This window comes from Bordetella genomosp. 7 (assembly GCF_002261415.1).
Lineage (GTDB): Bacteria > Pseudomonadota > Gammaproteobacteria > Burkholderiales > Burkholderiaceae_B > Bordetella_A.
The window spans coordinates 1-24,265 of sequence record NZ_NEVI01000012.1; the positions used below are offsets into that span (position 1 = coordinate 1).

The window sequence follows — 24,265 nt, forward strand, 5'->3', positions numbered from 1 at the left end:
CTGGTCGAGGAAGCGGCCGCGGCGGCGGGTTCGCTGCAGGAGCAGGCGCAGCGCCTGGCCGAAGCCGTGGCGGTGTTCAAGATCAATACCGGCGAAGTCATCGAAGTGCCCGCGCAGCAGTTGAGCGGCTACGCAGCGCCCATGGTGGCGCAGGGCTAAGCCGGGCGTGCCCCGCGCGATGCGGGTGCGCGCCACGGGTGCCTGGCTTCCGTGAAGTCAGGCACCGCCGGCACAATGCCCGTCATGGGCAGCGCCGGTCAGCCCAAACCGGCCAGCCTGGCCACCACTTCACCCATCGTATGCAGGCCGTCCCGTATCAGGCCTTCCAGGAATCCCGCAGACTGGGGCAGGACGGCGGTCAGCAGCAACAGGCCGGTGATGAGACTGACCGGGAACCCCACGGCAAAAACCGACAACTGGGGAGACGCGCGATTCAGTATGCCCATCGCCAGGTTGATGGTGAGCAGCGCGCATATCAGCGGCAGGGCCAGCAACAGTCCCGATACGAAGATGGTCTGGCCCCATTGCGCCACGACCGCCCAGCCTTCCCGGTGCAGCGACAGGTCGGCCAGGGGCAGGGTATCGAACGAATGAACCAGCCCCGCCAATACCAGCAGGTGTCCATCGAGCGCCAGGAACACCAGCATCGTCACGATATTGAACAGGCGCGACAGCACGGCAGTATTGGCGCCCGTGCCCGGATCGAAGAACGAGGCGAAGGACAGCCCCATCTGCAGCCCTACGAACTCGCCCGCGGTCTGCACCGCAGCGAACACCACGCGCATGGTAAAGCCCATGGCCAGCCCGATCAGCACCTGCTGCGCCAGCAGCCACAACCCGGCAAACGACCCCGGCGGAATGGGCGGCGGCGCGGGCAGGCCGGGCACGATGGCGACGGTCAGCACGAATGCCAGTCCCACCTTGACCCGCACGGGCACGCTGGATTCGGAAAAAAGGGGAGCCGTGCCCACCAATGCCAGGATGCGCACGAAAGGCCACAGGAATTGCAGCAGCCAGCCATCTAGCTGTTGCTGGGTGAAGGCAATCATCTCTACAGCGCGGACGGCGTGGCGGCGCTACGACACCAGCAACGGAATCTGGCCGATCAGCTGGCGGATGTAGTCCGTCATCAGGCCGAGCAGCCACGGGCCCAGCAGCACCAGTACGCCGCACATGGCCACCAGCTTGGGAATGAACGACAGTGTCATTTCGTTGATCTGCGTCGCGGCCTGGAATATGGCGATCACCAGGCCGACCACCATCGTCACGAGCAGCAGCGGGCCGGCCATGGCCAGCGCCACCTTGAGCGCCTGGTAGGTCATGGACATGACGGTTTCAGGAGTCACGGCTTGCTCCGGTCATTGATAGAAACTGCCGGCCAGCGATCCGAGCAGCAGGTTCCAGCCATCGGCCAGCACGAAGAGCATCAACTTGAAGGGCAGCGCGACCGTGACGGGCGGCACCATCATCATGCCCAACGCCATCAGCACGCTGGCCACCACCAGGTCGATGATCAGAAACGGAATGAAGATCGTAAAGCCGATCTGGAAAGCGGTCTTGAGCTCGCTGGTGATGAAGGCCGGCACCAGGATCTTCAGCGGCACCTGCGAGGGATCCTCCAGCGCGGGCAAGTTGGCCAGATTGGCGAACAGCGTCAGGTCATTCTCGCGGGTCTGGTGCAGCATGAAAGTATGCAGCGGCGCGGCGGCGCGATCGACGGCCGTCTCGAACGGGATCGTTCCCTCGGACAACGGCTGATAGGCCTCGGTATAGATGCGGTCGAACACCGGGGACATCGTGTAGAACGTCAGGAACAGGGCCAGGCCGATCAGCACGTGGTTCGGCGGCGACATGGCGGTGCCCATGGCGCTGCGCAGCAAGCCCAGCACGATGATGATGCGCGTGAAGCCCGTCATCATCAGCAAGGCCGCCGGCAGGAAAGACAGCGAGGTCATCAGCAGCAGCGTCTGCATGCTGAGTGAATACGTTTGCGCGCCCCCGGGGCCCGGCGTGGCGGTCAGGGCGGGCAGGGTGGCCTGCGCTAAACCGCTGGCCGGAAACAGCGCCAGGCCGGCCAGCGCCAGGGCTGCGAGTGCCGGCGGCAGGCCGCGGCGGCGGAGTGAGAATTGCTGCATCATGAGCGGGGGGCCGGCGTCATGCGCGGCGTTTCAATGCCTGGGCCAGTTTGCCGGCGAAAGCGCCGAGTTCGTTGGCCGCCGGCGGCAGTGCGCCGGCTGGCAAGGTGTGCAATGTGGAGATCTGGTTGGGGGTTACGCCCACTACCAGCCAGGTATCCTCGACCTGCAACAGCGCGACGCTCTGGCGCGGCCCGAGCGTCAGGCTGGCCACCTGGCGCAGCGGTCCGCCCTGGGTGCGGCCTGCAAGGCCAGCGCGGCGCGCCAGCCAGGCCGATAGCAGAATGGCGGCCAGGACCAGCAGCAATCCCAGCACCACGCGCAGCACGCCCGATTCGGTCATGGCGCTCAGCGGCGGTTGTTCAGGCGGTTGATGCGCTCGGACGGCGTGATGATGTCCGTCAGGCGTATGCCATATTTGTCTTCGACGACGACAACCTCGCCCTGTGCGATCAAGTAGCCGTTGACGAAGATGTCCATGGGTTCGCCGGCCAGCCCGTCGAGTTCGACGACCGAGCCCTGGCCCAGTTGCAGCAGGTTCTTGATTGTCAGGCGAGTGCGTCCCAGTTCCACAGTCAGTTGGACGGGCACGTCCATGATCAGGTCGATGTCGCTGCCCTTGCCGCCCATGTCGTTGGCCAACGGCTTGAACACCGACCCACCTGCGGGTAGTGCGGCGGGCGACCCCGCGGCCGGCGACCCCGCGGGCATCGTCGCCGGCGCGGCGGCCTGCTCTGCAAGGGCGCCGGCCCAGTCGTCCTGCGGTTTCAGGCCGTCGGCCTGGGTGGGAGGCTGCGCCGCCGCGGATTGCTCGGCGAGCGCATCGGCCCAGTCGTCGGCCGGGTTGGCGGACGAACCGGCGCCGGTCTGGCCGGGCGTGTTCGTGTCAGTCATGATCGGGAGCCTCGTTTGTATCGGTATCGTAGGAAAACAGGTTTTGCACGCGCAGCGCGTATTGCCCGTTGAAGACGCCGTAGGCGCATTCCATCAGCGGCACGCCGTCGACGCTGGCGATCACGGTCTCGGGCACTTCGATGGGCAGTATGTCGCCCACCTGCAGGCGCATCAGTTCGCCTATGGACGAAGGAATCGTCGCGAATTCGGCCGCAAGATCCACATCGGCGCTGCGCACCTGGCGCGACAGCTGCTGAGTCCAGCGCTGGTCGACTTCTTCCAGCGTGGTTTCCTGCAGCGGCCGCGTCAGCAGGTCGCGCACCGGCTCGATCATGGAATAGGGCAGGCAGATGTTCAGCTCGCCGCCCGTCGCGCCGAATTCTATGTGGAATGAAGACACCACCACGACTTCATTGTTGCCGGTGATGCTGGCGAACTTGGTATGCATCTCCGAGCGCACATACTCGAACTCGACGGGGTACACCGCTTCCCACGATTTGCCGTAGCTCTCGAGCGTGAGGTTGAGCAGCCTGCGGATGATGCGCTGTTCGGTCGTCGTGAAATCACGCCCTTCCACCCGCGTGTGATAGCGGCCGTCCCCGCCGAACAGACTGTCGATCACCAGGAAAACCAGCGTCGGGTCGTAGGTGAACAGGGCCGTGCCGCGCAGCGGCTTCATCTGCACCATGTTCAGGTTGCTGGGTACCGGCAGGTTGCGTTCGAAATCGGCGTACTTCAGTATCTTGATCGACCCGACCGTGATGTCGGCGTTGCGCCGCATGAAGTTCAGCAGCAGGCTGCGCAAGTGCCGCGCAAAGCGTTCGTTGATCAGCTCCAGCGTCTGCATCCGCCGGCGCACGACACGATCGGGCGAACTCAGGTCATAGGCGCGAGCGCCATGCGGGTCGGCGGCCTCGCGTTCTTTACTGTCTGCCTCGCCGGTTACGCCCGCCAGCAGGGCATCGACTTCGTCCTGCGAAAGAAACGCCTCGTAGGCCATGCTTACTGAACCACAAAAGCGGTGAACAGGGCGTCGCTGACGTGCTGGCCGTCGGGCAGGGGCAGGAACGGCTGGTTTACCGCGTTGACGATGGCGCGCGCCATATCGGCCTTGCCCTGCAGGGTCTGGACGGCGGCCGGTGACTGCGACGACAGCACCATCAGGATGCGGCTGCGCACTTCCGGCATGTACTTCTCGATGCGCATGCGCGTCTGCTCGTCATTGGCGCGCAGCGTGATGCCCACATGCAGCAGGCGTTCGGTGTCGCCATTGAGCAGCGTCACCGTAAACGCTTCCAGCGGGATGAAGATGGGCGCCGGCACCTGAGCGGGCTTGGCCGGCGGGGCGACGAACACGGTCGGCGTCGGCGCCGATCCGGCGTCGGGCTGGCCGACGCCAAGCCGTACCTGCGCCAGTGTGTCGGCATGCTGGCGCTGCATGATGAACCAGGTCACGGCAACGCTGGCCGAGGCCACGATGGCCAGCGCCAGCAGCCAGAACAGGCCTCGCATGATGGAGCTGCCGCCAGTGGTGCGCAGCGGCAGGCTGGAGCGCGCCGGCATGGAAGGATTCTTGGAAGTGGCCATCAGGGTATCGATGCTAGGAATTGAAGGGATTCTGCCGCAAAGTCCAACGGCGATTGCCCGGGAAAAACAGGATGAAACCCGCGTAACTCAGCCTATTGCGCGCCGGACTGTCATCGGGTCATGACGGGGCCGGCAGCGCCCGCGCCGTGCGCGCGGGCCCGCGCACACGCTAGGCGAAGGTGTCCACCAGTCCATCCGCGCGGTGAGAGGTGACGGGCGCCGTCTGCGTCGTTGCAGGGCCGTCGCCAGACGCAGCCATGGCGTCTCGGCCTTGTCCGCGCTGCTGCGACTGTTGCTGCATGTCGAAACCAGGCTGGCTGCCGTGTTCGCCCACACTGGCCTGGCCGAGCGACAGCCCGGCCTGGGCAAGCGCCTGCTGCAGCTGAGGCAGTGCAGATTCCACCGCGTGGCGCACGGCCGCGTGGGCGGAAACAAAGCTGGCGCTGGCTACGCCGTCGCTAACGCTGAGCGTGACGCGCAGCGGGCCCAGATCGGGCGGGTCCAGCCGAAGCTCGGCGGTGTGGCGGCCTTGCCCCGCGTCGTGACTCAAGGTCACGAGCTGACGCCCCAGGTCGGCTCCCCAGGCAGGCGTGGCCGCCACCGGCGTGAACACGCCCAGCGAGAGCGGCCCGGAGTGGGTCGCCTGGTTCCAGGCCTGGCCAGGATCCGGGCGGGCAGCGGCCTGGCCGGCGCCGACGTGGCTCGCCATTAATTGGTAAGCGTCGGTATTTGCCGGGCCGGTATCCTGCCAGGCGGGTTCCAGCACAGGCGCACGCGCTGCATGGGCCAATTCGGCATCGGCAGCGGCTTCGTCGGGGCCCGGCGGCAAAGGCGTGGGCACGAAGCCGTGCTGCGCATCGCGCGGGGCGGTGACGCTGCGGGCGTCGATAGCAGGCGGCGTCGCCGGCATCACGGGTGGGGCGCCGGCTGCATGCCCGGCCTTCGGTGCCGGGGCGGGTGATGCAGCCGCGGCCGCCAGTTGCTCGGGCCTGGTTGCGGCCGTCTCGGGCGCGGCGGTGTCTGGCAGCGCCATGACGGTTGCCAGGGCCGTATCGCCGCCTTGCGCGGCGGCTGGCAGCGGCGCCGCGGCCAGCTGCTGCAGTTGCGCGGCCTGCGCGGCGATGTCGAGCGCCTGGCCGGGCAACTGCACAGGCAAAGCAGCCGGGGCCGCCGCGGCGGCCAGAGCGCCAAGCTCGGCGGGCGGCGCGACAGCTGCGTCGACGATAGAGTCATGCGGCGAGGCGGCGGGCGCGGAGTCGGCCGCCGGCAGGCCGCTATCCGTCCTGGCAGGCGCGGAAGGCCCGGCCGATGCCGCGGCGCGAGCGTCTTCGTCGGCCGCATGGCGCCGCCGCGCCAGCTGCTGGGCGAAGCTCTCTGCAGTCTTCGCTGCGGCCGGCGTGCCGGGGCGCGATGGCGCGGCCGGGGCGGCGCCGGTAACGGGCAAAGGAGAGGGCGAGGTCGCGGTCATTGATGCATCCTGATCGACGTTCGGTTAAAGCGGAAAGTGGCGGTAGGCCCGGCGTGCGGCGAATTCGTCGCTGGCGCGCTGTTCGCGCCGCGTCTCGCGCAAAGCATGCGCGCGCCGCTCGCGCTGGGCTAGCGCGTCGAATGAGTTCAGTCTCCGCTGTTGCTGCTGCCAATGCAGCTTGCCCTGCGCCAATTGCGCGTCGGCCTGGCGCAGCACGGCCCCCTGCTGGCTGATGGCATCGTCCAGCGTGCCGATAAAGCGTTGATAGTTGTGGCAATCGGCTGCCGACATGCCCGACTGCATTGCGGCCTGCAGGCGTTGCAGGTAGTCCTGGCGGTAGTCCTGCAACATGGCCAGTTGCTGTTCGGCCCGATTGCGTTCGGTGCTGAGGCGGCCCAGCGCGCGGGCGGCATCGTCGGCGTTTTCCTTGGCCAGTTCGATCAACGTATCCAGCGGCAGTTGACTAGACATACACTTCCTTGGTCTCGAATGTGGCGCGCAACTGGTCGATGGCGTCTTCGTACGAGACGCTGTCGCCGATGTTCTGCTGCAGGAAGGCTTCCAGGCGCGGGTACCGTGCGATGGCGTCGTCGAGCTGCGGGTCATTGCCCGCGGTGTAGGCGCCCACCGCGATCAGGTCGCGATTGCGCTGGTAGCGCGACAGGGTCTGCTTGAAGCGCCGTACGGCGGCGTACTGTGCATCGGGAATCAGCGAGGTCATGGCGCGCGATATCGAGGCCTCGATATCGATGGCGGGGTAGTGGCCGGCTTCGGCCAGGTGACGCGACAGCACCACGTGCCCATCCAGGATCGCTCGCGCAGAATCCGCAATGGGGTCCTGCTGGTCGTCGCCCTCGGCCAGCACCGTATAGAAAGCGGTAATGGAGCCCGCCTTGCCCCCCGGGCCCGCCGCGCCCATGCCGGCGCGCTCTACCAGCGCGGGCAGCCGCGCGAACACCGACGGCGGGTATCCCTTGGTGGCCGGCGGTTCGCCAATGGCCAGCGCGATTTCCCGCTGTGCCATCGCATACCGGGTCAGCGAGTCCATGATCAACAGGACGTCCTGCCCCTGGTCGCGGAAGTGCTCCGCCAGGCGTGTGGCATAGGCCGCGCCCTGCAGGCGCAGCAAAGGCGATACGTCGGCGGGGGCAGCCACCACGACGGACCGCGCCAGCCCGTCGGCGCCGAGGTTATGTTCGATGAATTCCTTGACTTCGCGGCCGCGCTCGCCGATCAGGCCGACGACGATGACATCGGCTCGCGTATAGCGGGCCATCATGCCCAGCAGCACGCTCTTGCCCACCCCCGACCCGGCGAACAGGCCCATGCGCTGGCCTCGGCCCACCGTCAGCAGTCCGTTGATGGCGCGCACGCCTACGTCCAGCACCGTGTCGATAGGCGCGCGCGACAACGGGTTGATGGGCTGCGCGGAAAGAGGCGCCAGTTCCGCTCCCGCAAGCGGACCAAGCCCGTCCAGTGGCCGACCCGCCCCGTCCAGCACGCGCCCGAGCAGCGCGTTGCCCACCGGCAGGTGCCGCCCAACCTGCGGTTTGGCATTGCCATTGAGCTCGGCGGTGCGGGGCAGGGGGATGGCGCGCTGCACCGGCGGTTCGCCCGGCACCACCCGGGCCCCGGGCGGCAAGCCGGAAATGTCTGCCTGAGGCATCAGAAAAAGCGTGTGGCCGTCAAATCCGACCACCTCGGCGTCGGCCCACAGATCGTGGCCGCGCGCCAGTTCGATGCGGCACGCCGCGCCCACCGGCAGTCGCAGGCCCGTGGCATGCAGCACCAGGCCCGTGGCCCGGGTGATGCGGCCGCTGGCGAGCCAGGGTTCCGTCGCGGCGGCGCGTATCGACCCGATGCGCAGCTGGGCATCCCAGCGCTCGATCGCCGGCACGCTCGCGGCGACGGCGCTCATGGCGCCGCGTCCCATGTCACGCTGCGGCCAAGCGACGCAGCGATGCGGCGCCAGCGGGTCTGCAGGGTGGCGTCGATATCGCCATACGGCGTTTCGGCGCGGCACCCCCCGCGCGTAATGGACTCGTCGGCCACCACGCGCCAGCCACCCTCGCGCAGTTCGTCGGCCAGGTGCAGGCGCACCAGTTCCAGGTCGGCGGGATGCACCCACAGGCGCATGGCGCCCGTGGACGCCGGATTGATGTGCAGCACTTCGCGCACGCCCGCCAGCATGGCTTCGGGCTGCTCGGCCAGCGTGGTGCGCAGCACCTGGCCGGCAATATCCAGCGCCAGCGTCAGCAACGCCTGCCCCATTTGCGCTTCCAGCGCCGCCACAGACTTCGCGCAGGCATCGGCCAGGCTATGCAGCTGCAGCGCTTCCTGGCGGGCCTGCTCGCGTCCCTGGGCCAGGCCCTCGTCGTAGCCGGCCCGACGGCCGGCCTCCAGGCCTTCGGCGTGGCCCGTCTCGCGCCCTTCGCGCAAGCCCTGTTCCCGGCCTTGCGCCATGCCTGCGCTCAGGCCTTCTTCGCGGGCCTGCGCCAGCGCTTCACGCAGCATGGCTTCACGGTCGGGGCCGGGATCGGGCTCGGGTTCGCTGGTGGCGACCTCGACAATATCCTCGACCGGCAGGTCGAACGACGACATCTGCCACCGCCGCCAGGCAGCGCGCGGCAGCACGTCGTTTCCCGGCCGCCGGGCCTCAGACATACGCGTCGTCTCCCTGGCTGCCCAGCACGATCTGGCCGCTCTCGGCCAGGCGGCGGGCAATCTGCAGGATTTTCTTCTGCTCGCCCTCGACTTTCGACATGCGGATCGGACCTTGCGCCTCCAGGTCTTCGCGCAGGATGTCGGCGGCGCGGCTCGACATATTGCGCAGGAACTTGTTGCGCAGCTCTTCCGATGCGCCCTTGAGCGCCACCATCAGGCTGTCGTTGTCCACTTCCTTGAGGATGAGTTGCAGCGCACGGTCTTCGACATCGATCAGGTTGTCGAAAACAAACATTTCGTCGACGATCTTCTGCGCCAGGTCGCTGTCGCGCTCGCGCAGGCTTTCCACCACGGCTTCTTCATCGGCCGAATTCATCATGTTCAGGATCTCGGCCGCCGTGCGCACGCCGCCCATCTTGCTGCGCTTGGCGCCCTGGCCGGCCAGGACGGCGTTGAGCACATCGGTCAGCTCCGACAGGGCGGCAGGCTGCACGCCGCCGAACGTTGCGATGCGCAGCATGACGTCGTTGCGCAGGCGGTCGGTAAGCAGCGCCAGCACACCGGCGGCGCGGTCGCGTTCCAGGTGTACCAGGATGGTGGCGATGATCTGCGGATGTTCGTCGCCGATCAGCTCGGCCACCGTATGAGGATCCAGCCAGTTCAGTGCGTCGATGCCGCTGGCGCCTTCGCCGGCTTCCAGGATGTCTTCGATCAGCCCCGCCGCGCGATCGCTGCCCAGCGCCTTGGTCAGCACGGTCCGGATGTATTCGTCCGAACCCAGTGTGACGGCCATGAACTGGTCGGCCTCCTGGCGGAACTCTTCGAGCACCACGGCCACGTCCCCGCGGGTCACCTGCTTCAGGTTGGCCATTGACGCGCCGACCTGCTGGACTTCGCGTGCCGTCAGGTACTTGAAGACTTCCGCAGCGGCGTCTTCGCCCAGCGACATCATCAGCACTGCGCTGCGCGTGATGCCGTCCAGCGGTTTTCCATCATTTCTCATCTTTGGTCATCCATGCACGCATCACCATGGCAACCGCGCGCGGGTCCTTGGTGGCCATATCGCGGGCGCGCTGCAGGTTGTCTTCGTAGCGATCCACTTCCTTGGCGCGGGCGGCCGCCTGGGCTTCGCGCTGGGCCTCCAGGCGCCGGGCTTCTGCTTCCTCGGGGTCAACCGGGGGGTTCAGATAGTTGCTGACCATCGGCGCAAACCTGCGGTACAGCCAGATAGCCAGTGCCAGGCCCAGCACCCATGCCAGTACCGTCTTGACCAGATCGATCAGTTCGGCGTCGCGGTAGAAGGGCGGCTGGACAGGCTGGTCGTTGAACTGGCTGTTGACCAGATTCAGGGAATCGCCGCGGGCCTCGGAATAGCCCATGGCCTCGCGTACCAGGTTGGTAAGCTTGCTGAGCTCTTCGGGCGGCAACGGCTTCGGTTCGCCCTGGTCATCGGGCAGGTAGTTCACCACGACGGCGACCGACAGCCGCTTGAGCTGCCCGACGGGCTGCTTCACATGGCTGATGGTGCGGTCGACTTCATAGTTGATGGTGGCGTCGCTGCGGTTGCTGGTGGGCAGCGCCGTGGCCGCCGGCGTGGCGACGGCCTGAGCGGCATTGGGTGCGGCCTGGCCGGGCTGTGCCGGCGGCGGTGGCGGGTTGACGATGGGAGCCTGGGCAGCGGCCGGCGGCTGGTTGCTCAAGGCGCCCGGCACACCGCGCGCCACGTCGTCGCCGGTTTGCAGCGAATCGCTGGTCTGCTTGCTGCGCACCGCAGCCTGCCCGGGTTCCTGATTGGGCCGATAGACTTCGGACGTCTGTTCGCGCCGTGCGAAATCCATTTCGGCGCTGGCCTGGGCCTGCACGTTGCCCGGACCGACCAGCGGATTCAGGATGGTGAGAATGCGCTCGACGGTGCGCTGCTCGATGTCGCGCCGCAGCCGCGACTGGTCGGCGTCCATGCCGCGGCCTTCACCCAGCGGAGCGGACAGCAGGCGGCCATTCTGGTCGACGATGGAAATGTTCTCGGCGGTCAGGTCGGGCACGCTGGAAGCCACCAGCCATGCCACCGCGGCGACTTGCGCGTCGCTCAGGCTGCGGCCCGGATGCAGGTGCAGCAGCACCGAAGCGGTGGGGGCCTGCCGGTCGCGCACAAACAGCGACTGCCGGGGCAGGGCCAGATGCACCCGTGCATTCTGGACAGTATGCATGGCCTCGATGGAACGTGCCAGCTCGCCTTCCAGGCCCCGCTGGTAATTCACTTGTTCCGCAAACTGGCTCGCGCCGAAGCGCGTGTTGTCCAGCAGTTCGAAGCCCACGGAGCCGCCGCGCGGCAGGCCTTGGCCGGCCAGTTGCATGCGCGTGGCATATACGCGTTCGGCGGGCACCATCAACGCGCTGCCATCCGCGCTGAAGCGGTACGGGACGTTCATTTGCCCCAATGCGCTGACAATGGCGCCGCCGTCACGGTCGTCCAGGTTCGAGAACAGCACCTTGTAGTCCGGTTCCCGGCTCCATAGCGCAAGCACGGCAATAACGGCCACCAGCGCGGCCGCCGCGCCCAGCAGCAGGGGCTTGGGCAGGGCGCGCACTTTGTCCAGTGCGGGAAACTTGGTAAGCAGCGAGGCGCCTAGAGTAGCCTGCTGGTTCATCGGGGGCTCCGGCAGGCTTCGCAGAGCGTGAAGTCGGACAACATGGGCAGGTGTGGCAAGTTACGCATGCAACGTGCTTGGTATCGGGGGAGCGTGAATTATGGCGGCGAGCCATCCCCTTCCAATCGACGAAAACAAGCGTTTTTTGGCGTTACTTGTGCCGCTATGCCCTGCATATTTCCGGGGCGCGCCCACCCGGGCGCAACCCCTGCTGCATATGCTGAAGTGCCGGGTGTTTTGCCGGCTATTGCACGCTATGGCGCCAGCCGCGCAGGCGTACCCTTGCAATCTGTTTTGTTATTGACCAGCAAGGAAGCGAGAGGCCATGGCCGTATCGGGTTTGTCAGGTATCGAAAGCATGTTGCAGCAGATGCGCGCCGTAGTGCAGGCTGCCCAGAGCAACGGCGTCACCGCCGCAGACTTGTCGCCCCAGCCCGCCAGCTTCGCCGCCGAGCTGCAACGTTCGCTGCAGCGGATTTCGGCGACGCAGACCTCGGCCAGCAATCAGGCCAAGGCATACGAACTCGGGGCGCCCGACATATCGCTGAACGACGTGATGATCGACCTGCAAAAGAGCTCCATCGCGTTCCAGACGGCAGTGCAGGTGCGTAACCGCCTGGTTGCCGCCTATAAAGAAATATCGTCCATGGCGGTGTAGCGGGGGTTGGGTCGTCAGGCCTCGACCGGTCGTTCGGCGGGCAGATATTGCACGACGTCCGGAAAGCCGCTCAGCAGGGCGGCGCTGCTATCCGGAAAATGCACCGTCATAGAGCGGGCGACGCGGAAACGCACCTCGTCGCCCTGCGGCGTCACTGCCGAGAAGTCCAGCAATATTTCGCCCGCCGGCAGTAAGTCGCGCAGATGGGCCGGACAGTGCCGGATGTCCTCCGGGCGCCAGAAAAAGTGAGGCAGGCGCCAGTCGGGCCCCAGGATGCGCGACTCGCACGCGTCGCTGTCTGGCTCGGCCAGCGCGTTGCACACATATACACGGCTTTGCCGATGCGACAGCGTTCGCAATATCGAGCGTATCTCGTCGGTGCGGCGAAGCAGGGCGGGGGCTGCGGCCGGTGTCATGGATGGGCGGCGGAATCTGGGCCGGGAGGGGCAGGTGCAGCGGGGTCGTCGTCGGCGGCGGCCCCGGTCTCCAGACGATACAGCCAGGCGAGCAGTTCTGCCACTGCGGCGTATAGCTGCGGGGGGATGTGCGCATCCAGGTCCACCTGCATCAGCAAGCTGACCAACTCGCGCGATTCATGGACATACAGCCCATGGTCGCGTGCAGTGCGCACGATGGCGTCCGCGACCCGTCCGTACCCTTTTGCGACCACGCGCGGCGCGGCGTCTTGTTCGCCGTAGCTTAGCGCGACCGCCGAACTGCGCGCGGCGCCGGGATGGTCGTTCGTGCCTGCGCTCATGGCGTGGCCTGCGGCGTGTGCGCGGCCACCGCATCCACCGACAGGTGGGTCAGCGTCAGCCCGGCGCGCTGCAAGTTTGCACGCAGCGCCTGCGCGGCCGCGTTGATCTCGCGCGCACTGCGGGGCGCCAGCAATTGCAGGACCAGCTGGTCATTGGCCAGGGTCAGCCGGGCCTGCACTTGTCCGAGTCGGGGCAGGTCTAGGGTCAGACGGGTGGCCCAGTGCGTGCCGGCCTCGTCGGCCTCGCCATGGCGGTCGCGGCGGACCTCCCATTCCAGGGGCGTGCCCGGCCATGCCTGGCCCTGCCAGACCAACGTCTGATTGGCGAGGATATCGAGTTGCTGGCGCACCAGCGGCGCGGCTTCCGGATGAATACCCGTCGGCCCAGGGGAAGGCGCCTGCGTGCTTGCCGGCGCATCGCCCGGTGTGGCGCCTTGCGCAGGCAAGGGCGGCCGCCCGGCGGATTCATGGGGCGGCAGGGCCGCGCGGGGCAGCAATGCCTGCGGCTGCGCACGCAGCTGGTCGGCGGTGCGCTGGCCGTAGGCCAGATCGCTCAGGTGCGACTCATAGAACAGGCCGCTGTTCTGCAAGGCATGGCGCAGGGCGGCCGCCAGCGTTGCCGCGGCAGGCAGGCGCAGGCCGGTCATGGCCGGCGCCGCAACGCCCGCAACGGGATGGCCGGGCCGCGCGCCTGGCATGGGAGCATTGCCCGCAGCGTCCGGCCGGGCTGCCGCCAGTCCGGCGGCGCCACGAGCCGGTGCGTCGCCGGGCAGCGGAGCGTGGCCGTCGGCCAAACGTGGGGGGGCGGCGCCCTCCGCGGGCGACGTGGGTCCGGGCCATAGCGGGGCCTGGCCCCGCGCCGGCGGCGGCCGGTCGGGGTACTGGGCCAGCAGCGCCAGGATGGTGCGGGCCGTCTGGCCCAGCGTGGTGGGCGCGGAGGCAGTCGCATCGGTACGCGTGACCTGGCTGCGCGCCGGCTGCCCGGATGCTTCCGCGTCTTTCGAATTTGCGACGGTGGCATCCCGCTGTCCGCGCGCGGCGGGGTCCAGCGGCTGGCGGGGCGAGCGGCCGGCATGCTCTGCCTGCCCGGGCCGCACGGCCTCGCCGGGCTGGGCGACGGCATCGGGCCGCGCGCCGGAAACCAGGTTGGCATGCGCGGCCATGGTGGTGCCCAGCACGGCGTCCAGCCGTTGCACCAGCACTGTGCCCAATGCAGATGGGCCGATACTCATACAGGCCCCCGGTCATGCCGGTATGCGACCGCCAGCGCGCTCATGCGGCCGGGGCGCGCGTGCCGTAAGCCGACAGCAGCGATCGCTGGCGCTTCAGGCGACCCAGCAGATCGCTCAGGCGCGCCATCTGGGGAATCGCCAGGTCGCGTGTCGCCGCGTCGTTTTCCAGGATGCGCACCAGCAGTTCATATTTGGTCTCCCGGCCAGCGTCGTCCAGCGGGGGCTTGGGTTCGAGGCCGCGCAGTCGTTCGACACATTCGCAATAGCGTTGGCCCTGCGCCAGCACAGCGCTCCAGTCGCCCGACTGGGCCGACGAGAGCATTGCGTCTGTGAGATCGGCGATCTCCCGGTAAATGTCCAGGATCGATGGGTGCTGGGGGGACGTCATAGAGGTCTCGCGCAGGTGGCGATACGGCCGTGGGAAGCGGCCCTGCGGGTCAGGCCGGCACGGGGCCGGCAGAGGTGTCGGTGGCGGCTTGCCAGGCTTGCGCCAGGTCTGACAGCAGGCGGTCGGCTGTTTCCAGCTGAGCCGCGTCGCCCTTCAAGTTGGCCTGTAGCAGAGCGCGGACGATATAGTCGTACAGATCGGCCAGGTTGGCCGCCATGTCGCCGCCGGCCTCCATGTCCAGGCCCATCTTCAGGCCTTCGTCCACGATGCGGATGGCCTTGGAAATGGCCGCGCCGCGCTCGGCGATGCGGCCCGATTCCAGATGCAGGCGGGCCTGCGCGATGGCTGCCCGTGCGCCATTGAACAACAGGGTGATCAGACGTTCGGGGCTGGCGCTCATGACCTGGGTTTCCAGGCCGATATCGGTGTACGAGCGGGCCGAATATCCGGCAGGGCGGCGTGCGGCGTAGGTCATGGTTGCGGACCCGAAAGGTTACTTGTTGCTGTTGCCGCTGAGCGCGGCAAACTGTTGGGTCAGGTACGTGCTCATGCTGTTCATCTGGGTGACCAGGGCGTCCAGGCGCGTGAACTGGGCTCGATAGATGCTCATCGTCGCCTCGATCGATTCCTTGGTGCTGTCGTACTGGCTCTGCAGGGTGTCCACGGTTTTCTGCAGGCCTTCGCTGCGTGTCTTGATCGATCCGTTTGCGCCCAGGATGCCGTCCGTGGCGGCCTTGAATTTCTCAGCCAGGCCGCCCGTGCCGCTCAGCACGCGCGCCACATCCCCGGGGTTGGCCGCCAGGGCTTCGTCCAGCTTGGCCTGGTCCAGCTGCAGGTTGCCCGAGGTCGGATTGGTGGTCACGCCCAGCTGGGTCAACGTGCGCAGCGCGCCTTCGCTGGTCGCCACGCGCAGCGCCGCGGCCAGCGACGACTGAATCGCGCGCGTGGTGCTGTCGCCGGTGAGCGCGCTTTGCGTCTGTTCTTCGACATCAAATGCCGTCAGGCTGCCGATCGTGGCTTGCAGGCCGTTGTAGGCATCGACGAACCCCTTGACGGCCTTGGACAGGGCCGCAGGGTCGCTCGTGACCGACACGGTGACGAACTCGCCAGGCTCGGTGGTATCCGCGAGTTCCAGCGTGACGCCGTCGATGGCGTCGGCGATGGTGTTCGACTGGCTTTCGACCGCAATGCCATTGATCGTGATAAGCGCGTTTTTCGCTTCCTGCTGCTCGCTCATGGGCGAGGCCGCGCCAGCCTGATAACCCACCACCCCCTGTACGGCGGTGTTGTCCGAGGTGATGCTCTGCACGGCCGCCTTTTCGCCGGTGGCCTTGCTGGTAAGCATGAGGTAGCTTTCGCCGTTGCCGTCGGTAATGATGGTGGCGCGCACGCCCACGTCGTCGCTGCCGTTGATGGCTTTGGCAATCCCGTTCAGGGACGTGTCGGTGCCCAGCTCTACCTTGGCGCTTTCGCCATTCTGCAGAGCGATCTCGATGGCGCCTCCGGAACCCAGCTGCGTGGTGCGGCTTTCCACGGCGCCCGATTTCAACGTCTGGGCGACAGCCAGCTGGCTGATGGCGATCTTATAGTCGCCCGCTACGGCGCCGGCCGCCGTTTTCACGGTCAGGCCATCGCCGCTGACGGTATGCTTGACTGCGCCCAGCGTCGCCGGATCGGCCAATGCCGCAGCCGCCTTCTGTACGGCCTCGACGCCTCCCTGGATCTTGCTGAACGCCGAAATGCGCGATTTATAGCTGTTCTGTTGCGACGTGATGCGGTTCAGGCGCAGTTCTTCGGATGTGCGGAGATTTTTGAGCAGGTCTTCCAGGTTGGTCAGACCCGAACCGACGCCCAATGAGGTAATAGAGGCCATATCGTTCCTTGCGAGCTAGCTGATTGTTTCAAAGCGGCGCGTCATGCGATTGGCCGGGCAAAGGCCGAACGCCTGCCTAATTTGGCGTTTCACGCCGTGGTCTGCACGGCGTTGCCCTGCATCTGCACGATCATCCGGGCGACCCGCAGCAGCGTTTCCGAAGGGATGGTCCGGATGGCTTCGCCGGTTTCCGAATCGACGATGGTGACCACCACCTGGTGCACGTGGGGGTCGATCTCGAACTGCAGCTGGGTTTTCCAGGCGCGCAGCTGGTCATTCAGTTCGTCCAGCACACGCTCCAGGGGCAGTGCAGGCCGGCCAGGATGTGCCGCCGCATCCTGCGCGCCGCCGCTGTCGGCGGACGCGGCTGCCGGCGTGACAGCAATGGCCGGCTCTGCCGGAGCCGGCGGGACAGTCACGGTGGGCAGCGCAACAAGCGCGGGGGCGAGCGGGCTGACAGCCATGTTCACTCCATTGGACCGGCGCGTATGCGCCGCGCGGGGTTATATGGGAAATTCTCAGCTACCATTACGGCACCCCCACGGGGAACTTTAGGCCGCGGCCCCTTTTTTCGGTTTGATTCACCCATGAGCGTCAAGACGGCCCTGCGCGTCATCGAAATCATCGAGACCTACGCCCGCGAACGGCGGCCCCTGCCGCTGTCCGAGCTGGCGCGGTTGCTGGGCGTGCCGGTATCCAGTTGCCTGGCGCTGATCCGCACCCTGTCCCAGCTGGGCTACCTTTACGAAACCGGCCGGCGCCAGGGCTATTACCCCACCGGCCGCCTGCTGGCCATGGCGCAGCGCATCGCGCGCGCCGATCCGGTGCTCGACCGCGTTTATCCCAGCCTGTTGGAACTGCGCGACGCCACCCAGGAAACCATTGTGTTCGGCAAGCTGAGCGAAGCCAGGGTCGTATACCTGGATGTGCTCGATTCCCCGCACACCATCCGTTATGCGCCCGTGGCGGGCGAGTTCCGGGAATTGCACGCCAATTCCCTCGGCAAGGCGCTGATGTCCATGCTGGAGCCGGATGCGCGTCATGCCCTGCTGGGGCGCAGCCCCCTGACGCGCCACAACGAACGCACGCTGACGACCGTACAGGCCCTGGAGGCCGATCTCGAGTTGTCGCGCCAGCGCGGCTGGTTCATGAACCTGGGCGAGTCCATCCCCGACGTATGCGCCATTTCATGGCCCGTGACGCTGTCCGGCGAAATCTACGCCATATCGGTGGGCGGCCCCATCTATCGCATCGAGCCGCAACAGCAAGAGTATGCGCGCATTCTGCGCGCGGCATGCACCGCGCTGGAGCAACGCGGTTGACCCGCGTGCGATACCCGCTGCCGGTCAATACGACTTGGGCAGGCCCAGCACCTTTTCCGCAATGAAGCACATGATCAGTTGCGGACTCACGGGCGCGATGCGCGCAATGTAACTTTCGCGCAGCAGGCGCTCCACGTGATATTCCTTGGCATAGCCCATGCCACCCAGGGTGAGTACGGCGGTCTGGCAGGCGTTGTGGCCGGCTTCTGCGCCCAGGTATTTGGCGCTGTTGGCGTAAGGGCCGCAGGGCAGGCCGGCGTCGTACAGGCTCGCCGCCCGGTACACCATCAGATTTGCGGCTTCCAGCTGCATCCACGCCTGGGCCAGCGGATGCTGCACCCCCTGGTTCTGCCCGATGGGCCGGCCGAATACGGTGCGCTCGCCGGCGTACTGCACCGCGCGGGCCAGCGCCGCCTGCCCGATTCCTACCGCTTCCGCGGCAATCAGGATGCGTTCGGGGTTCAGGCCGTGCAGGATATATTCGAAGCCCCGGCCTTCCTCGCCGATGCGGTCGGCAACCGGAATACGCAGCCCGTCGATGAACAGCATGTTCGAATCGACGGCCTTGCGGCCCATCTTGTCGATTTCGCGGACCTCAACCTTGTTCCGGTCCAGGTCGGTATAGAACAGCGACAGCCCCTCGGTGGGTCTGGATACCTGGGCCAGCGGCGTGGTGCGCGCGAGCAGCAGCATCTTGTGGGCGACCTGCGCGGTCGATATCCATATCTTGCGGCCATGCACCACGTATTGGTCACCCTCGCGGCGAGCCAGCGTCGACAGCCTGGTGGTGTCCAGCCCGGCATCGGGCTCGGTGACGGCGAAACAGGCCTTTTCGCGTCCGGCGATCAGGGGCTCCAGCCAGCGGCGGCGCTGCGCATCGGTGCCGAACACGACAACGGGGTTAAGCCCGAAGATGTTCATGTGCACGGCTGAGGCACCCGCGAACCCTGCGCCCGAGGCCGCAATGGTCTGCATCATGAGCGCGGCTTCGGTCATGCCCAGGCCGGCGCCGCCATACTCCTGCGGCATGGCGATGCCCAGCCAGCCGTCGCTGGCCAGCGCCGCATGGAATTCGTGCGGGAAACCGCCTTCGCGGTCGCGCGTGAGCCAGTAATCGTCGGGAAATCGTTCGCAGACCCGGCTGATCGCATCGCGCAATGTCAGCTGGTCCGAAGAAAACTCAAAATCCATCAGGCAGATCCTTCCAGAGTGGCGCGCGCGGCAATCATGGCGTCGATTTCTTCGTCGGTACAGCCGGCCTCGCGCAGAATTTCGCGGCTGTGCTCGCCCAGCCGTGGCGCGGGCCGGCGGATGGCGAGCGGGGTGCGGGCGTAGCGTCCTAGCGGAGCAGGGGTGCGCAGTCGTCCCTCGCTGGGGTGCTCGACCTGGCGCACGAAATCGGTGGCCTGCAAGTGCGCATCGTCGAGCAGATCGTCGACGGAATACAGGCGCGCCGCCGGAATGTCGACGCGCGCCAGATCGTCCAGCCATTGGCTGGTGGTGCGCGTGCGGATGACTTCCGCCACGAAGGCGTATGCCTCGTCGATATGACAGGCCCGCGCCGTATGCGAGCAGAAACGCGGGTCGTGTTCCAGCTCGGGGCGGCCGATCAGGGTAAAGAAGCGGCGCCAGTGTTTGTCGTTGTAGATCAGCAGGCACAGGTAGCCGTCGGCGGTGGCATAGGGACGCCGATGTGCCGAAAGCAGGCGCGCATAGCCCGTTGGCCCCAGCGGCGGGTCGAACGTCTGGCCGCCCAGGTGGTCGCCCAGCACCATGTGGGCCATGCCTTCGAACATGGGAATCTCCACCGCCTGGCCATGCCCCTGGCCGCGCGCGTGCAGCACGGCCGACACCAGCGCGACCGCCACCTGCAGGCCCACCGCACGATCGGCCAGCGTCAATGGGGCGTAGCGCGGCAGGTCGGCCCCCTGGCGCCGGAACAGGTGGGCAATGCCGGTCTGTCCCTGGATCAGGTCATCGTAGGCGGGCCTGCCGGCATAGGGGCCGGCTTCGCTGAATCCGTAGGCGCCGATATACACAATGCGCGGGTTGCGCGCGGCCACTTCCTCGTACGATAGCCCCAGCCGCGCCATGGCGCGGGGGCGGATGTTATACAGCAGCGCATCGCAGCCTTGCGCCAGCTTCAGGCAGGCCTCGCGCCCGGCGGGCGTTTTCAGGTCCAGCACGATGGACCTCTTGTTGCGGTTCAGGTGCAAGTACAGATGCCCCATGCCGCTGTTGCGCATGGGGCCCACCGCGCGCATGTTGTCGCCCGACGGAGATTCGACCTTGATCACGTCGGCCCCCAGGTCCGCCAGTACCTGCGTGCAGTAGGGGCCCATGACAACGGAACTCAGATCCAGTATGCGTACGCCGGCCAAGGGGCCGGCGGTATCGGCGGATGTAGTCATTGTGGCTGGATACCTGCGTCCTTGATCAACGTACCCCAGAGGTCGAGCTGCTCGGACACGAACGTCGCAAAACTCTCGCGCGTGCCGCTGAAGGCATCAAAACCCAGGCCCGCCAGGCGTTGCCGCACCTGAGGGTCGGACACGATCTGGTTGATCGCCGCATTCAGCCGGGCCACGATTTCCGGAGGCATGCCGGCCGGCCCGAAATAGCCGTTCCAGGAATTCAGGTCGAAGTCTTTTACTCCCGCTTCGCGCATCGAAGGCAGATCGGGCGCGATGCTGCTGCGCTGCGCCGTCGATACCGCCAGCGCGCGCAGTTGCCCCGACTGCACGAACGGCAGGCCGGACGCCAGGTCGGTGAACATGAAGTCCACCTGCCCGCCGACCAGGTCGGTCAGGGCCTGCGGCGTGCCCTTATAGGGCACGTGCAGAATGTCGATGCCGGCGCGGCGGGCCAGCGTGGCGCCGGCCACAATGCCCGTGCTGTTGCCGGTGGCGTAGGTCACCCGCCCGGGGTTCTCGCGGGCATGGCGTATCAATTCCTGCACGCTCTTGTAGGGGCGCTGGGGGTTGACCACCAGCAAAAAGGGCAGGTTGCCGCCACGCGCAATGGGCGTGAAGTCTTTTACCGGGTCGTACGATACGTTCTTCATCAGGAACGGGACGGCCGAGTGCGACGTGTTGGTCGTGACGAACAGCGTGTATCCGTCCGGCTTGGCGCGCGCGACATACTGCGCGGCAATCGTCGCGTTGGCGCCGGGCTTGTTTTCCACCACCACCTGCTGGCCCAGAATGTTGCCCAGTTCGGCGGCAAAAATGCGGCCCACGGCGTCGGTGCCCGAGCCTGCCGGAAAAGGCACCACCAGGCTGATCGGTTTGTCAGGGTAGGCCGCCGGCGCGGGGCCGGCCGCCGCCAGGGCCGCGCCGGCAAGGGCGGCGGCGCGCAACGTGCGTAAAAGCATGGTGAGTCTCCTGATATGGGCGGCGTCTGTCGGCCGCCTGTCTGGCAGGGGCGCGGGGGTCAGGCCGCGCCGGCGGGCGCCGCGTTGCCGCGCATGACGCGGTCGGGCGATTCTTCATAAGGGGGCGCATAAATCACCAGCAAGCGCGCGGGCTGTTCGCTGGTAACGGTGAATACGTGGGGAATATCGGGCGGGAAATAGCAGCAATCGCCGGGCACCATTTCGGCCGACTCGTCGCCAACCTGAGCGCGCGCCGTGCCCGATAGCAGGTAGCACACCTGTTCGATGCCCGGGTGCGAATGAGGCAGCGCGCCTTGTCCCTTTTCTATCACTCCCACAAGCACTTCGAGCTGGCGGGCGCCTACCGTATCGGCGCCGATCAGGCGGCGGTTCAGGGTGCCGGTGTGGTTGGCGGGGTGGTAGCCCGGCACGTCGGACTCGCGCACCAGCCAGCGGGGATAGTCGGGCATACCCAGTCTCCTGTATTCGATACTGTGAATTTATTTTCATGCATGTGAAAACACATGGCAAGTAGATTTTTCCTGATGGCAGGGTCGGCGTGCGGGGTATCGCGGGGGCAGGCCCTGCCTGGCTGCTAAACTGCCGCGTCTGCCATTTATGTGTGTTGTCATGTCTGCCCCCTGTCTCGATGCCACATCTCCGTTGCCGCAGTGGCTGCAGTATCTCGAGTCCATCCATGGCAAGGCCATCGACCTGGGGCTCGATCGAGTCAGGCAGGTGGCCGATCGCCTGGCGCTGCGGCTCGATGCCGTGAAGTTCGTGGTGGGCGGCACCAATGGCAAAGGCTCCACCTGCGCGATGCTCGAATCCATGCTGCTCGCGGCGGGCTACCGGGTCGGCCTGTACACATCGCCGCATCTCATCGATTTCAACGAGCGCGCCCGCATCAACGGGCAATTGGCCAGCGACGCCGAACTTGCCGAACAGTTCGCGGCGGTCGAGGCGGCGCGCGGCGCCGTCACGCTGACTTACTTCGAATTCACCACGCTGGCCATCCTGCGGCTGTTCTCGCAGGCGCGGCTGGATGCGGTGGTGCTCGAAGTCGGCCTGGGCGGGCGACTCGATGCGGTCAATATTGTCGACGCCGACTGTTCCATCATTACCAGCGTCGATATCGACCATACAGACTACCTGGGCGACACGCGCGAACAGATCGGTCTCGAAAAGGCGCACATCTATCGCGCCGGCAAGCCGGCCATCTGCAGCGACCCGCAGCCGCCGCAGTCGCTGATCGACCACGCACAGGCCATCGGCGCCGACCTCTGGCGGTTCGGCCACGATTTCAATTATTCGGGCGACCGCCAGCAATGGGCCTATGGCGGCCGCGGCCAGCGTCGCAACGCGCTTGCCTACCCGGCCTTGCGCGGCGCCAACCAGCTGCTCAACGCCGCGGCAGCGCTGGCGGCGCTCGAAGCCGTGCGCGATCGGCTGCCGGTGCCCCAGCAGGCAGTGCGCGTCGGCCTGCTGCAGGCTTCGCTGCCCGGCCGCTTCCAGATTCTGCCGGGCCAGCCTGCGGTCATCCTGGACGTGGCGCACAACCCGCATGCCGCCGCCGTCCTGGCGCAGAACCTCGACAACATGGGTTTTCACCCCTATACCCATGCGGTGGTGGGCATGCTCAACGACAAGGATATCGATGGGGTGATCGCCAAGCTCGCCAGCCGCATCGATCACTGGTATTGCGCCGCGCTGCCTGGTGCGCGCGGCGGCTCGGGCGAAGCGCTGGCCTCGCATGTCTCGGCCGCCCTCCGGAACGCACCCGCCGCCGACGAGGCCCCCACCGTGCAGACCTATCCAGACCCCGCGGCGGCCTATGCCGCGGCGCGCGCCCGGGCGGGCGAGGGTGATAGAATCGTGGTGTTCGGCTCATTTCTCACCGTTGCCTCGGTTTTGCAGTCGTTGGGCCGCAAACCATAGGTCTCGGGCAGGCGGGGCGCCGGCCTCGCCCAGGTCAAGGAATTCCTGTCCATGGGATTGTTTTCTCGCAAAGATTCCGCCTCGCAGGCATCGCCAACCCGGCCGCGTCCGTCGGTCTCCAGCGAAGCCCAGGCGGCGGAACTCCGTGCGCGCGCCCGGCGCCGGCTGGCGGGCGCCGTCGCTCTGGTGCTGGCCGCCGTCATCGTGCTGCCCATGGTGCTCGACTCCGAGCCCGTGCCCGTGGCCGATGACATTCCCATCCGCATTCCCGACCGCAATACGCCGTATCAGCCCAATGTGTCGCCGCCCGTAGTGGCCGACGCCGGCACCCCCGAGGCCCCGGGGCCGCAGCAGGGGGAATCCTCCGGTGCGCAGCCGTCGGCCGAGCCGCCGGCGCCGCCCGACCTGGCCTCGCAACCTGTCCCGGCCGCGCCGCCGGCTTCTGCGCAGGCGCAACCCGAACAACCGCCGGCAGCCCCGCCTGCGGCGCCGCCCAAGCCGCCTGCCAAACCGCCGCGCGACGACGATGGAGCGCGCGCACTGGCGCTGCTTGAAGGCCGCGCGCCCGAGTCGGCCAGCCAGCCGGCCAGCCGCACCGCCAAAGGCAACTACGTTCTGCAGATAGCCTCGTACAGCAGCCAGGCCGACGCGCAGTCGCGCCGCACCAAACTGCACCAGGCAGGCGTCACCAATGCATTTGTCGAGCAGGCGTCGGTGGGCGGCAAGCAGCAGTACCGCCTGCGTGTCGGGCCGTTCCCCTCGCGCGATGCCGCGCAGGCGGCCCAGGCGCGCCTGCGCACCCTGGGCTACGACAACGGTTTCATTGCCAGCCAGTGACCGGCTTCGACTTCGTCGTCCTGGTCATCCTCGCAGTGTCGGCGCTGCTGGGCCTGGTGCGCGGCCTGCTCAAAGAAGTGCTGTCGCTGCTGGCCTTCGTGCTGGCTTTCGTGGCCGCCATCTGGTGGGGTCCTACCGTGTATGGCTGGCTCGAAACCTATATTGAAACCGCGATGCTGCGCATGGGCGTGGCTTATGCGGCGGTGTTCATCGTGGTGCTGCTGAGCGTAGGGCTGGTCAACATGACCCTGGCCGCGCTTATCCGCACCACGGGGCTCACGCCCGCCGACCATGGCCTGGGAGCCATCTTCGGGTTGGCGCGCGGCCTGCTGTTCGTGCTGGTCCTGGTGGCATTGGGCGGATATACGCCGCTGCCGCAAGAACCCTGGTGGCAGGACGCCATGTTTTCGCATTCGGCCACCGAGGCCGTCAGGCATATCAAGTCATGGCTGCCCCCGTCGCTTGCGACGTGGCTGCCATACTAAGTTTCG

Annotated in this window: 29 protein-coding genes; 5 read left to right on the forward strand and 24 right to left on the reverse strand. The window is 67.0% G+C overall.

The genetic code is table 11. The annotated features are described in order from the left end of the window. Nucleotides 1–257: 257 nt before the first annotated feature. The 13 genes from fliR to fliF form a co-directional block, all read right to left on the reverse strand. Nucleotides 258–1,049 (reverse strand): flagellar biosynthetic protein FliR, encoded by a 792-nt coding sequence (fliR, locus tag CAL18_RS05820; protein ID WP_026639654.1) that lies wholly within the window; start codon nt 1,047–1,049, stop codon nt 258–260. Between the two features lie 27 nt (nt 1,050–1,076). Next, complete coding sequence (fliQ, locus tag CAL18_RS05825) at nt 1,077–1,346, reverse strand: flagellar biosynthesis protein FliQ (RefSeq protein WP_026639653.1); 270 nt, start codon at nt 1,344–1,346, stop codon at nt 1,077–1,079. Nucleotides 1,347–1,358: 12 nt separating this feature from the next. Continuing rightward, nucleotides 1,359–2,138, reverse strand: coding sequence for a flagellar type III secretion system pore protein FliP (fliP, locus tag CAL18_RS05830; RefSeq protein ID WP_094796436.1), 780 nt, complete (start codon nt 2,136–2,138; stop codon nt 1,359–1,361). Between the two features lie 16 nt (nt 2,139–2,154). Further along, complete coding sequence (fliO, locus tag CAL18_RS05835; protein ID WP_026639651.1) at nt 2,155–2,478, reverse strand: flagellar biosynthetic protein FliO; 324 nt, start codon at nt 2,476–2,478, stop codon at nt 2,155–2,157. 5 nt (nt 2,479–2,483) lie between these two features. Next, complete coding sequence (fliN, locus tag CAL18_RS05840; protein WP_026639650.1) at nt 2,484–3,029, reverse strand: flagellar motor switch protein FliN; 546 nt, start codon at nt 3,027–3,029, stop codon at nt 2,484–2,486. Then, nucleotides 3,022–4,029 carry a flagellar motor switch protein FliM gene (fliM, locus tag CAL18_RS05845; protein ID WP_026639649.1) on the reverse strand — a complete coding sequence of 336 codons (1,008 nt, stop codon included), beginning with the start codon at nt 4,027–4,029 and terminating at the stop codon, nt 3,022–3,024. The genes fliN and fliM overlap by 8 nt, the downstream gene beginning before the upstream one ends. A gap of 2 nt (nt 4,030–4,031) precedes the next feature. After that, nucleotides 4,032–4,616, reverse strand: a complete 585-nt coding sequence (locus CAL18_RS05850) for a flagellar basal body-associated FliL family protein (RefSeq protein ID WP_094796437.1) — start codon at nt 4,614–4,616, stop codon at nt 4,032–4,034. A gap of 169 nt (nt 4,617–4,785) precedes the next feature. Next, nucleotides 4,786–6,084 carry a flagellar hook-length control protein FliK gene (locus CAL18_RS05855; RefSeq protein WP_094796438.1) on the reverse strand — a complete coding sequence of 433 codons (1,299 nt, stop codon included), beginning with the start codon at nt 6,082–6,084 and terminating at the stop codon, nt 4,786–4,788. 24 nt (nt 6,085–6,108) lie between these two features. Further along, nucleotides 6,109–6,555 carry a flagellar export protein FliJ gene (fliJ, locus tag CAL18_RS05860; protein WP_094796439.1) on the reverse strand — a complete coding sequence of 149 codons (447 nt, stop codon included), beginning with the start codon at nt 6,553–6,555 and terminating at the stop codon, nt 6,109–6,111. Next, nucleotides 6,548–8,002 (reverse strand): flagellar protein export ATPase FliI, encoded by a 1,455-nt coding sequence (gene fliI, locus CAL18_RS05865; RefSeq protein ID WP_170940294.1) that lies wholly within the window; start codon nt 8,000–8,002, stop codon nt 6,548–6,550. Before fliI ends, fliJ begins: the two co-directional genes overlap by 8 nt. Beyond that, nucleotides 7,999–8,748, reverse strand: a complete 750-nt coding sequence (fliH, locus tag CAL18_RS05870) for a flagellar assembly protein FliH (RefSeq protein ID WP_094796441.1) — start codon at nt 8,746–8,748, stop codon at nt 7,999–8,001. Before fliH ends, fliI begins: the two co-directional genes overlap by 4 nt. Then, the gene (gene fliG / locus CAL18_RS05875; RefSeq protein WP_026639643.1) at nt 8,741–9,751 is read right to left on the reverse strand and encodes a flagellar motor switch protein FliG; all 1,011 of its coding nucleotides are present in this window, start codon (nt 9,749–9,751) and stop codon (nt 8,741–8,743) included. The genes fliH and fliG overlap by 8 nt, the downstream gene beginning before the upstream one ends. Next, nucleotides 9,741–11,396 carry a flagellar basal-body MS-ring/collar protein FliF gene (gene fliF, locus CAL18_RS05880; RefSeq protein WP_094796442.1) on the reverse strand — a complete coding sequence of 552 codons (1,656 nt, stop codon included), beginning with the start codon at nt 11,394–11,396 and terminating at the stop codon, nt 9,741–9,743. Before fliF ends, fliG begins: the two co-directional genes overlap by 11 nt. Before the next feature lie 325 nt (nt 11,397–11,721). Here fliF and fliE point away from each other — a divergent pair, with 325 nt between their 5' ends. Beyond that, entirely contained in the window at nt 11,722–12,054 is a 333-nt protein-coding gene (gene fliE, locus CAL18_RS05885) for a flagellar hook-basal body complex protein FliE (RefSeq protein ID WP_026639641.1), read from the forward strand. 14 nt (nt 12,055–12,068) lie between these two features. Here the strand turns inward: fliE and CAL18_RS05890 are convergent, their stop codons facing one another. From CAL18_RS05890 to CAL18_RS05920, 7 genes are all read right to left on the reverse strand, one after another. Continuing rightward, on the reverse strand, nt 12,069–12,470 hold the full coding sequence (locus CAL18_RS05890; RefSeq protein ID WP_094817507.1) for a hypothetical protein: 402 nt from the start codon (nt 12,468–12,470) through the stop codon (nt 12,069–12,071). Beyond that, nucleotides 12,467–12,811 carry an EscU/YscU/HrcU family type III secretion system export apparatus switch protein gene (locus CAL18_RS05895; RefSeq protein WP_094796444.1) on the reverse strand — a complete coding sequence of 115 codons (345 nt, stop codon included), beginning with the start codon at nt 12,809–12,811 and terminating at the stop codon, nt 12,467–12,469. Before CAL18_RS05895 ends, CAL18_RS05890 begins: the two co-directional genes overlap by 4 nt. Beyond that, a complete protein-coding gene (locus CAL18_RS05900) occupies nt 12,808–14,043 on the reverse strand; it encodes a flagellar hook-length control protein FliK (RefSeq protein ID WP_026639638.1) in 1,236 nt (411 codons plus the stop codon). The genes CAL18_RS05895 and CAL18_RS05900 overlap by 4 nt, the downstream gene beginning before the upstream one ends. 40 nt (nt 14,044–14,083) lie before the next feature. Beyond that, nucleotides 14,084–14,431: a flagellar protein FliT gene (locus CAL18_RS05905; RefSeq protein WP_026639637.1), complete on the reverse strand. Its 348-nt coding sequence runs from the start codon at nt 14,429–14,431 to the stop codon at nt 14,084–14,086. A gap of 49 nt (nt 14,432–14,480) precedes the next feature. Then, entirely contained in the window at nt 14,481–14,906 is a 426-nt protein-coding gene (gene fliS / locus CAL18_RS05910) for a flagellar export chaperone FliS (RefSeq protein ID WP_026639636.1), read from the reverse strand. 18 nt (nt 14,907–14,924) lie between these two features. Further along, a complete protein-coding gene (gene fliD / locus CAL18_RS05915) occupies nt 14,925–16,304 on the reverse strand; it encodes a flagellar filament capping protein FliD (protein ID WP_026639635.1) in 1,380 nt (459 codons plus the stop codon). An 89-nt stretch (nt 16,305–16,393) separates the two neighbouring features. Then, a complete protein-coding gene (locus tag CAL18_RS05920; protein ID WP_026639634.1) occupies nt 16,394–16,768 on the reverse strand; it encodes a flagellar protein FlaG in 375 nt (124 codons plus the stop codon). A gap of 123 nt (nt 16,769–16,891) precedes the next feature. Here CAL18_RS05920 and CAL18_RS05925 point away from each other — a divergent pair, with 123 nt between their 5' ends. Continuing rightward, entirely contained in the window at nt 16,892–17,626 is a 735-nt protein-coding gene (locus CAL18_RS05925) for an IclR family transcriptional regulator (RefSeq protein ID WP_026639633.1), read from the forward strand. 24 nt (nt 17,627–17,650) lie between these two features. Here CAL18_RS05925 and CAL18_RS05930 read toward each other — a convergent pair whose 3' ends face one another. The 4 genes from CAL18_RS05930 to CAL18_RS05945 are packed head-to-tail and all read right to left on the reverse strand — an operon-like array spanning nt 17,651 to nt 21,469. Then, nucleotides 17,651–18,817 carry an acyl-CoA dehydrogenase family protein gene (locus tag CAL18_RS05930; RefSeq protein WP_026639632.1) on the reverse strand — a complete coding sequence of 389 codons (1,167 nt, stop codon included), beginning with the start codon at nt 18,815–18,817 and terminating at the stop codon, nt 17,651–17,653. Further along, a complete protein-coding gene (locus CAL18_RS05935; RefSeq protein ID WP_026639631.1) occupies nt 18,817–20,037 on the reverse strand; it encodes a CaiB/BaiF CoA transferase family protein in 1,221 nt (406 codons plus the stop codon). The genes CAL18_RS05930 and CAL18_RS05935 overlap by 1 nt, the downstream gene beginning before the upstream one ends. Then, complete coding sequence (locus CAL18_RS05940) at nt 20,034–20,999, reverse strand: Bug family tripartite tricarboxylate transporter substrate binding protein (RefSeq protein WP_094817508.1); 966 nt, start codon at nt 20,997–20,999, stop codon at nt 20,034–20,036. The genes CAL18_RS05935 and CAL18_RS05940 overlap by 4 nt, the downstream gene beginning before the upstream one ends. Before the next feature lie 59 nt (nt 21,000–21,058). Continuing rightward, nucleotides 21,059–21,469, reverse strand: a complete 411-nt coding sequence (locus CAL18_RS05945; protein ID WP_094796445.1) for a cupin domain-containing protein — start codon at nt 21,467–21,469, stop codon at nt 21,059–21,061. A gap of 160 nt (nt 21,470–21,629) precedes the next feature. Between CAL18_RS05945 and folC the strand changes: the two genes are divergently transcribed. Genes folC through CAL18_RS05960 form a run of 3 tightly spaced genes read left to right on the forward strand, consistent with a single transcriptional unit; the run spans nt 21,630 to nt 24,259 of the window. Continuing rightward, nucleotides 21,630–22,937: a bifunctional tetrahydrofolate synthase/dihydrofolate synthase gene (gene folC, locus CAL18_RS05950; protein ID WP_026639628.1), complete on the forward strand. Its 1,308-nt coding sequence runs from the start codon at nt 21,630–21,632 to the stop codon at nt 22,935–22,937. Between the two features lie 51 nt (nt 22,938–22,988). Beyond that, nucleotides 22,989–23,774, forward strand: coding sequence for an SPOR domain-containing protein (locus CAL18_RS05955; RefSeq protein ID WP_026639627.1), 786 nt, complete (start codon nt 22,989–22,991; stop codon nt 23,772–23,774). Continuing rightward, nucleotides 23,771–24,259 (forward strand): CvpA family protein, encoded by a 489-nt coding sequence (locus tag CAL18_RS05960; protein WP_094817509.1) that lies wholly within the window; start codon nt 23,771–23,773, stop codon nt 24,257–24,259. The genes CAL18_RS05955 and CAL18_RS05960 overlap by 4 nt, the downstream gene beginning before the upstream one ends. Nucleotides 24,260–24,265 lie beyond the last annotated feature (6 nt).

Coding starts and splice junctions, on each gene's coding strand:
- fliM (WP_026639649.1), bottom strand. CDS start 4,029: ATGGCCTACGAGGCGTTTCTTTCGCAGGACGAAGTCGATGCCCTGCTG.
- CAL18_RS05850 (WP_094796437.1), bottom strand. CDS start 4,616: ATGGCCACTTCCAAGAATCCTTCCATGCCGGCGCGCTCCAGCCTGCCG.
- fliR (WP_026639654.1), bottom strand. CDS start 1,049: ATGATTGCCTTCACCCAGCAACAGCTAGATGGCTGGCTGCTGCAATTC.
- fliE (WP_026639641.1), top strand. CDS start 11,722: ATGGCCGTATCGGGTTTGTCAGGTATCGAAAGCATGTTGCAGCAGATG.
- CAL18_RS05935 (WP_026639631.1), bottom strand. CDS start 20,037: ATGACTACATCCGCCGATACCGCCGGCCCCTTGGCCGGCGTACGCATA.
- fliP (WP_094796436.1), bottom strand. CDS start 2,138: ATGATGCAGCAATTCTCACTCCGCCGCCGCGGCCTGCCGCCGGCACTC.
- CAL18_RS05925 (WP_026639633.1), top strand. CDS start 16,892: ATGAGCGTCAAGACGGCCCTGCGCGTCATCGAAATCATCGAGACCTAC.
- CAL18_RS05890 (WP_094817507.1), bottom strand. CDS start 12,470: ATGACACCGGCCGCAGCCCCCGCCCTGCTTCGCCGCACCGACGAGATA.
- CAL18_RS05955 (WP_026639627.1), top strand. CDS start 22,989: ATGGGATTGTTTTCTCGCAAAGATTCCGCCTCGCAGGCATCGCCAACC.
- fliF (WP_094796442.1), bottom strand. CDS start 11,396: ATGAACCAGCAGGCTACTCTAGGCGCCTCGCTGCTTACCAAGTTTCCC.
- fliD (WP_026639635.1), bottom strand. CDS start 16,304: ATGGCCTCTATTACCTCATTGGGCGTCGGTTCGGGTCTGACCAACCTG.
- fliI (WP_170940294.1), bottom strand. CDS start 8,002: ATGAGCGCCGTCGCCGCGAGCGTGCCGGCGATCGAGCGCTGGGATGCC.
- fliJ (WP_094796439.1), bottom strand. CDS start 6,555: ATGTCTAGTCAACTGCCGCTGGATACGTTGATCGAACTGGCCAAGGAA.
- CAL18_RS05855 (WP_094796438.1), bottom strand. CDS start 6,084: ATGACCGCGACCTCGCCCTCTCCTTTGCCCGTTACCGGCGCCGCCCCG.
- CAL18_RS05905 (WP_026639637.1), bottom strand. CDS start 14,431: ATGACGTCCCCCCAGCACCCATCGATCCTGGACATTTACCGGGAGATC.
- CAL18_RS05945 (WP_094796445.1), bottom strand. CDS start 21,469: ATGCCCGACTATCCCCGCTGGCTGGTGCGCGAGTCCGACGTGCCGGGC.
- CAL18_RS05940 (WP_094817508.1), bottom strand. CDS start 20,999: ATGCTTTTACGCACGTTGCGCGCCGCCGCCCTTGCCGGCGCGGCCCTG.
- fliG (WP_026639643.1), bottom strand. CDS start 9,751: ATGAGAAATGATGGAAAACCGCTGGACGGCATCACGCGCAGCGCAGTG.
- fliO (WP_026639651.1), bottom strand. CDS start 2,478: ATGACCGAATCGGGCGTGCTGCGCGTGGTGCTGGGATTGCTGCTGGTC.
- CAL18_RS05900 (WP_026639638.1), bottom strand. CDS start 14,043: ATGAGTATCGGCCCATCTGCATTGGGCACAGTGCTGGTGCAACGGCTG.
- fliS (WP_026639636.1), bottom strand. CDS start 14,906: ATGACCTACGCCGCACGCCGCCCTGCCGGATATTCGGCCCGCTCGTAC.
- CAL18_RS05895 (WP_094796444.1), bottom strand. CDS start 12,811: ATGAGCGCAGGCACGAACGACCATCCCGGCGCCGCGCGCAGTTCGGCG.
- CAL18_RS05920 (WP_026639634.1), bottom strand. CDS start 16,768: ATGGCTGTCAGCCCGCTCGCCCCCGCGCTTGTTGCGCTGCCCACCGTG.
- fliH (WP_094796441.1), bottom strand. CDS start 8,748: ATGTCTGAGGCCCGGCGGCCGGGAAACGACGTGCTGCCGCGCGCTGCC.
- CAL18_RS05930 (WP_026639632.1), bottom strand. CDS start 18,817: ATGGATTTTGAGTTTTCTTCGGACCAGCTGACATTGCGCGATGCGATC.
- folC (WP_026639628.1), top strand. CDS start 21,630: ATGTCTGCCCCCTGTCTCGATGCCACATCTCCGTTGCCGCAGTGGCTG.
- fliN (WP_026639650.1), bottom strand. CDS start 3,029: ATGACTGACACGAACACGCCCGGCCAGACCGGCGCCGGTTCGTCCGCC.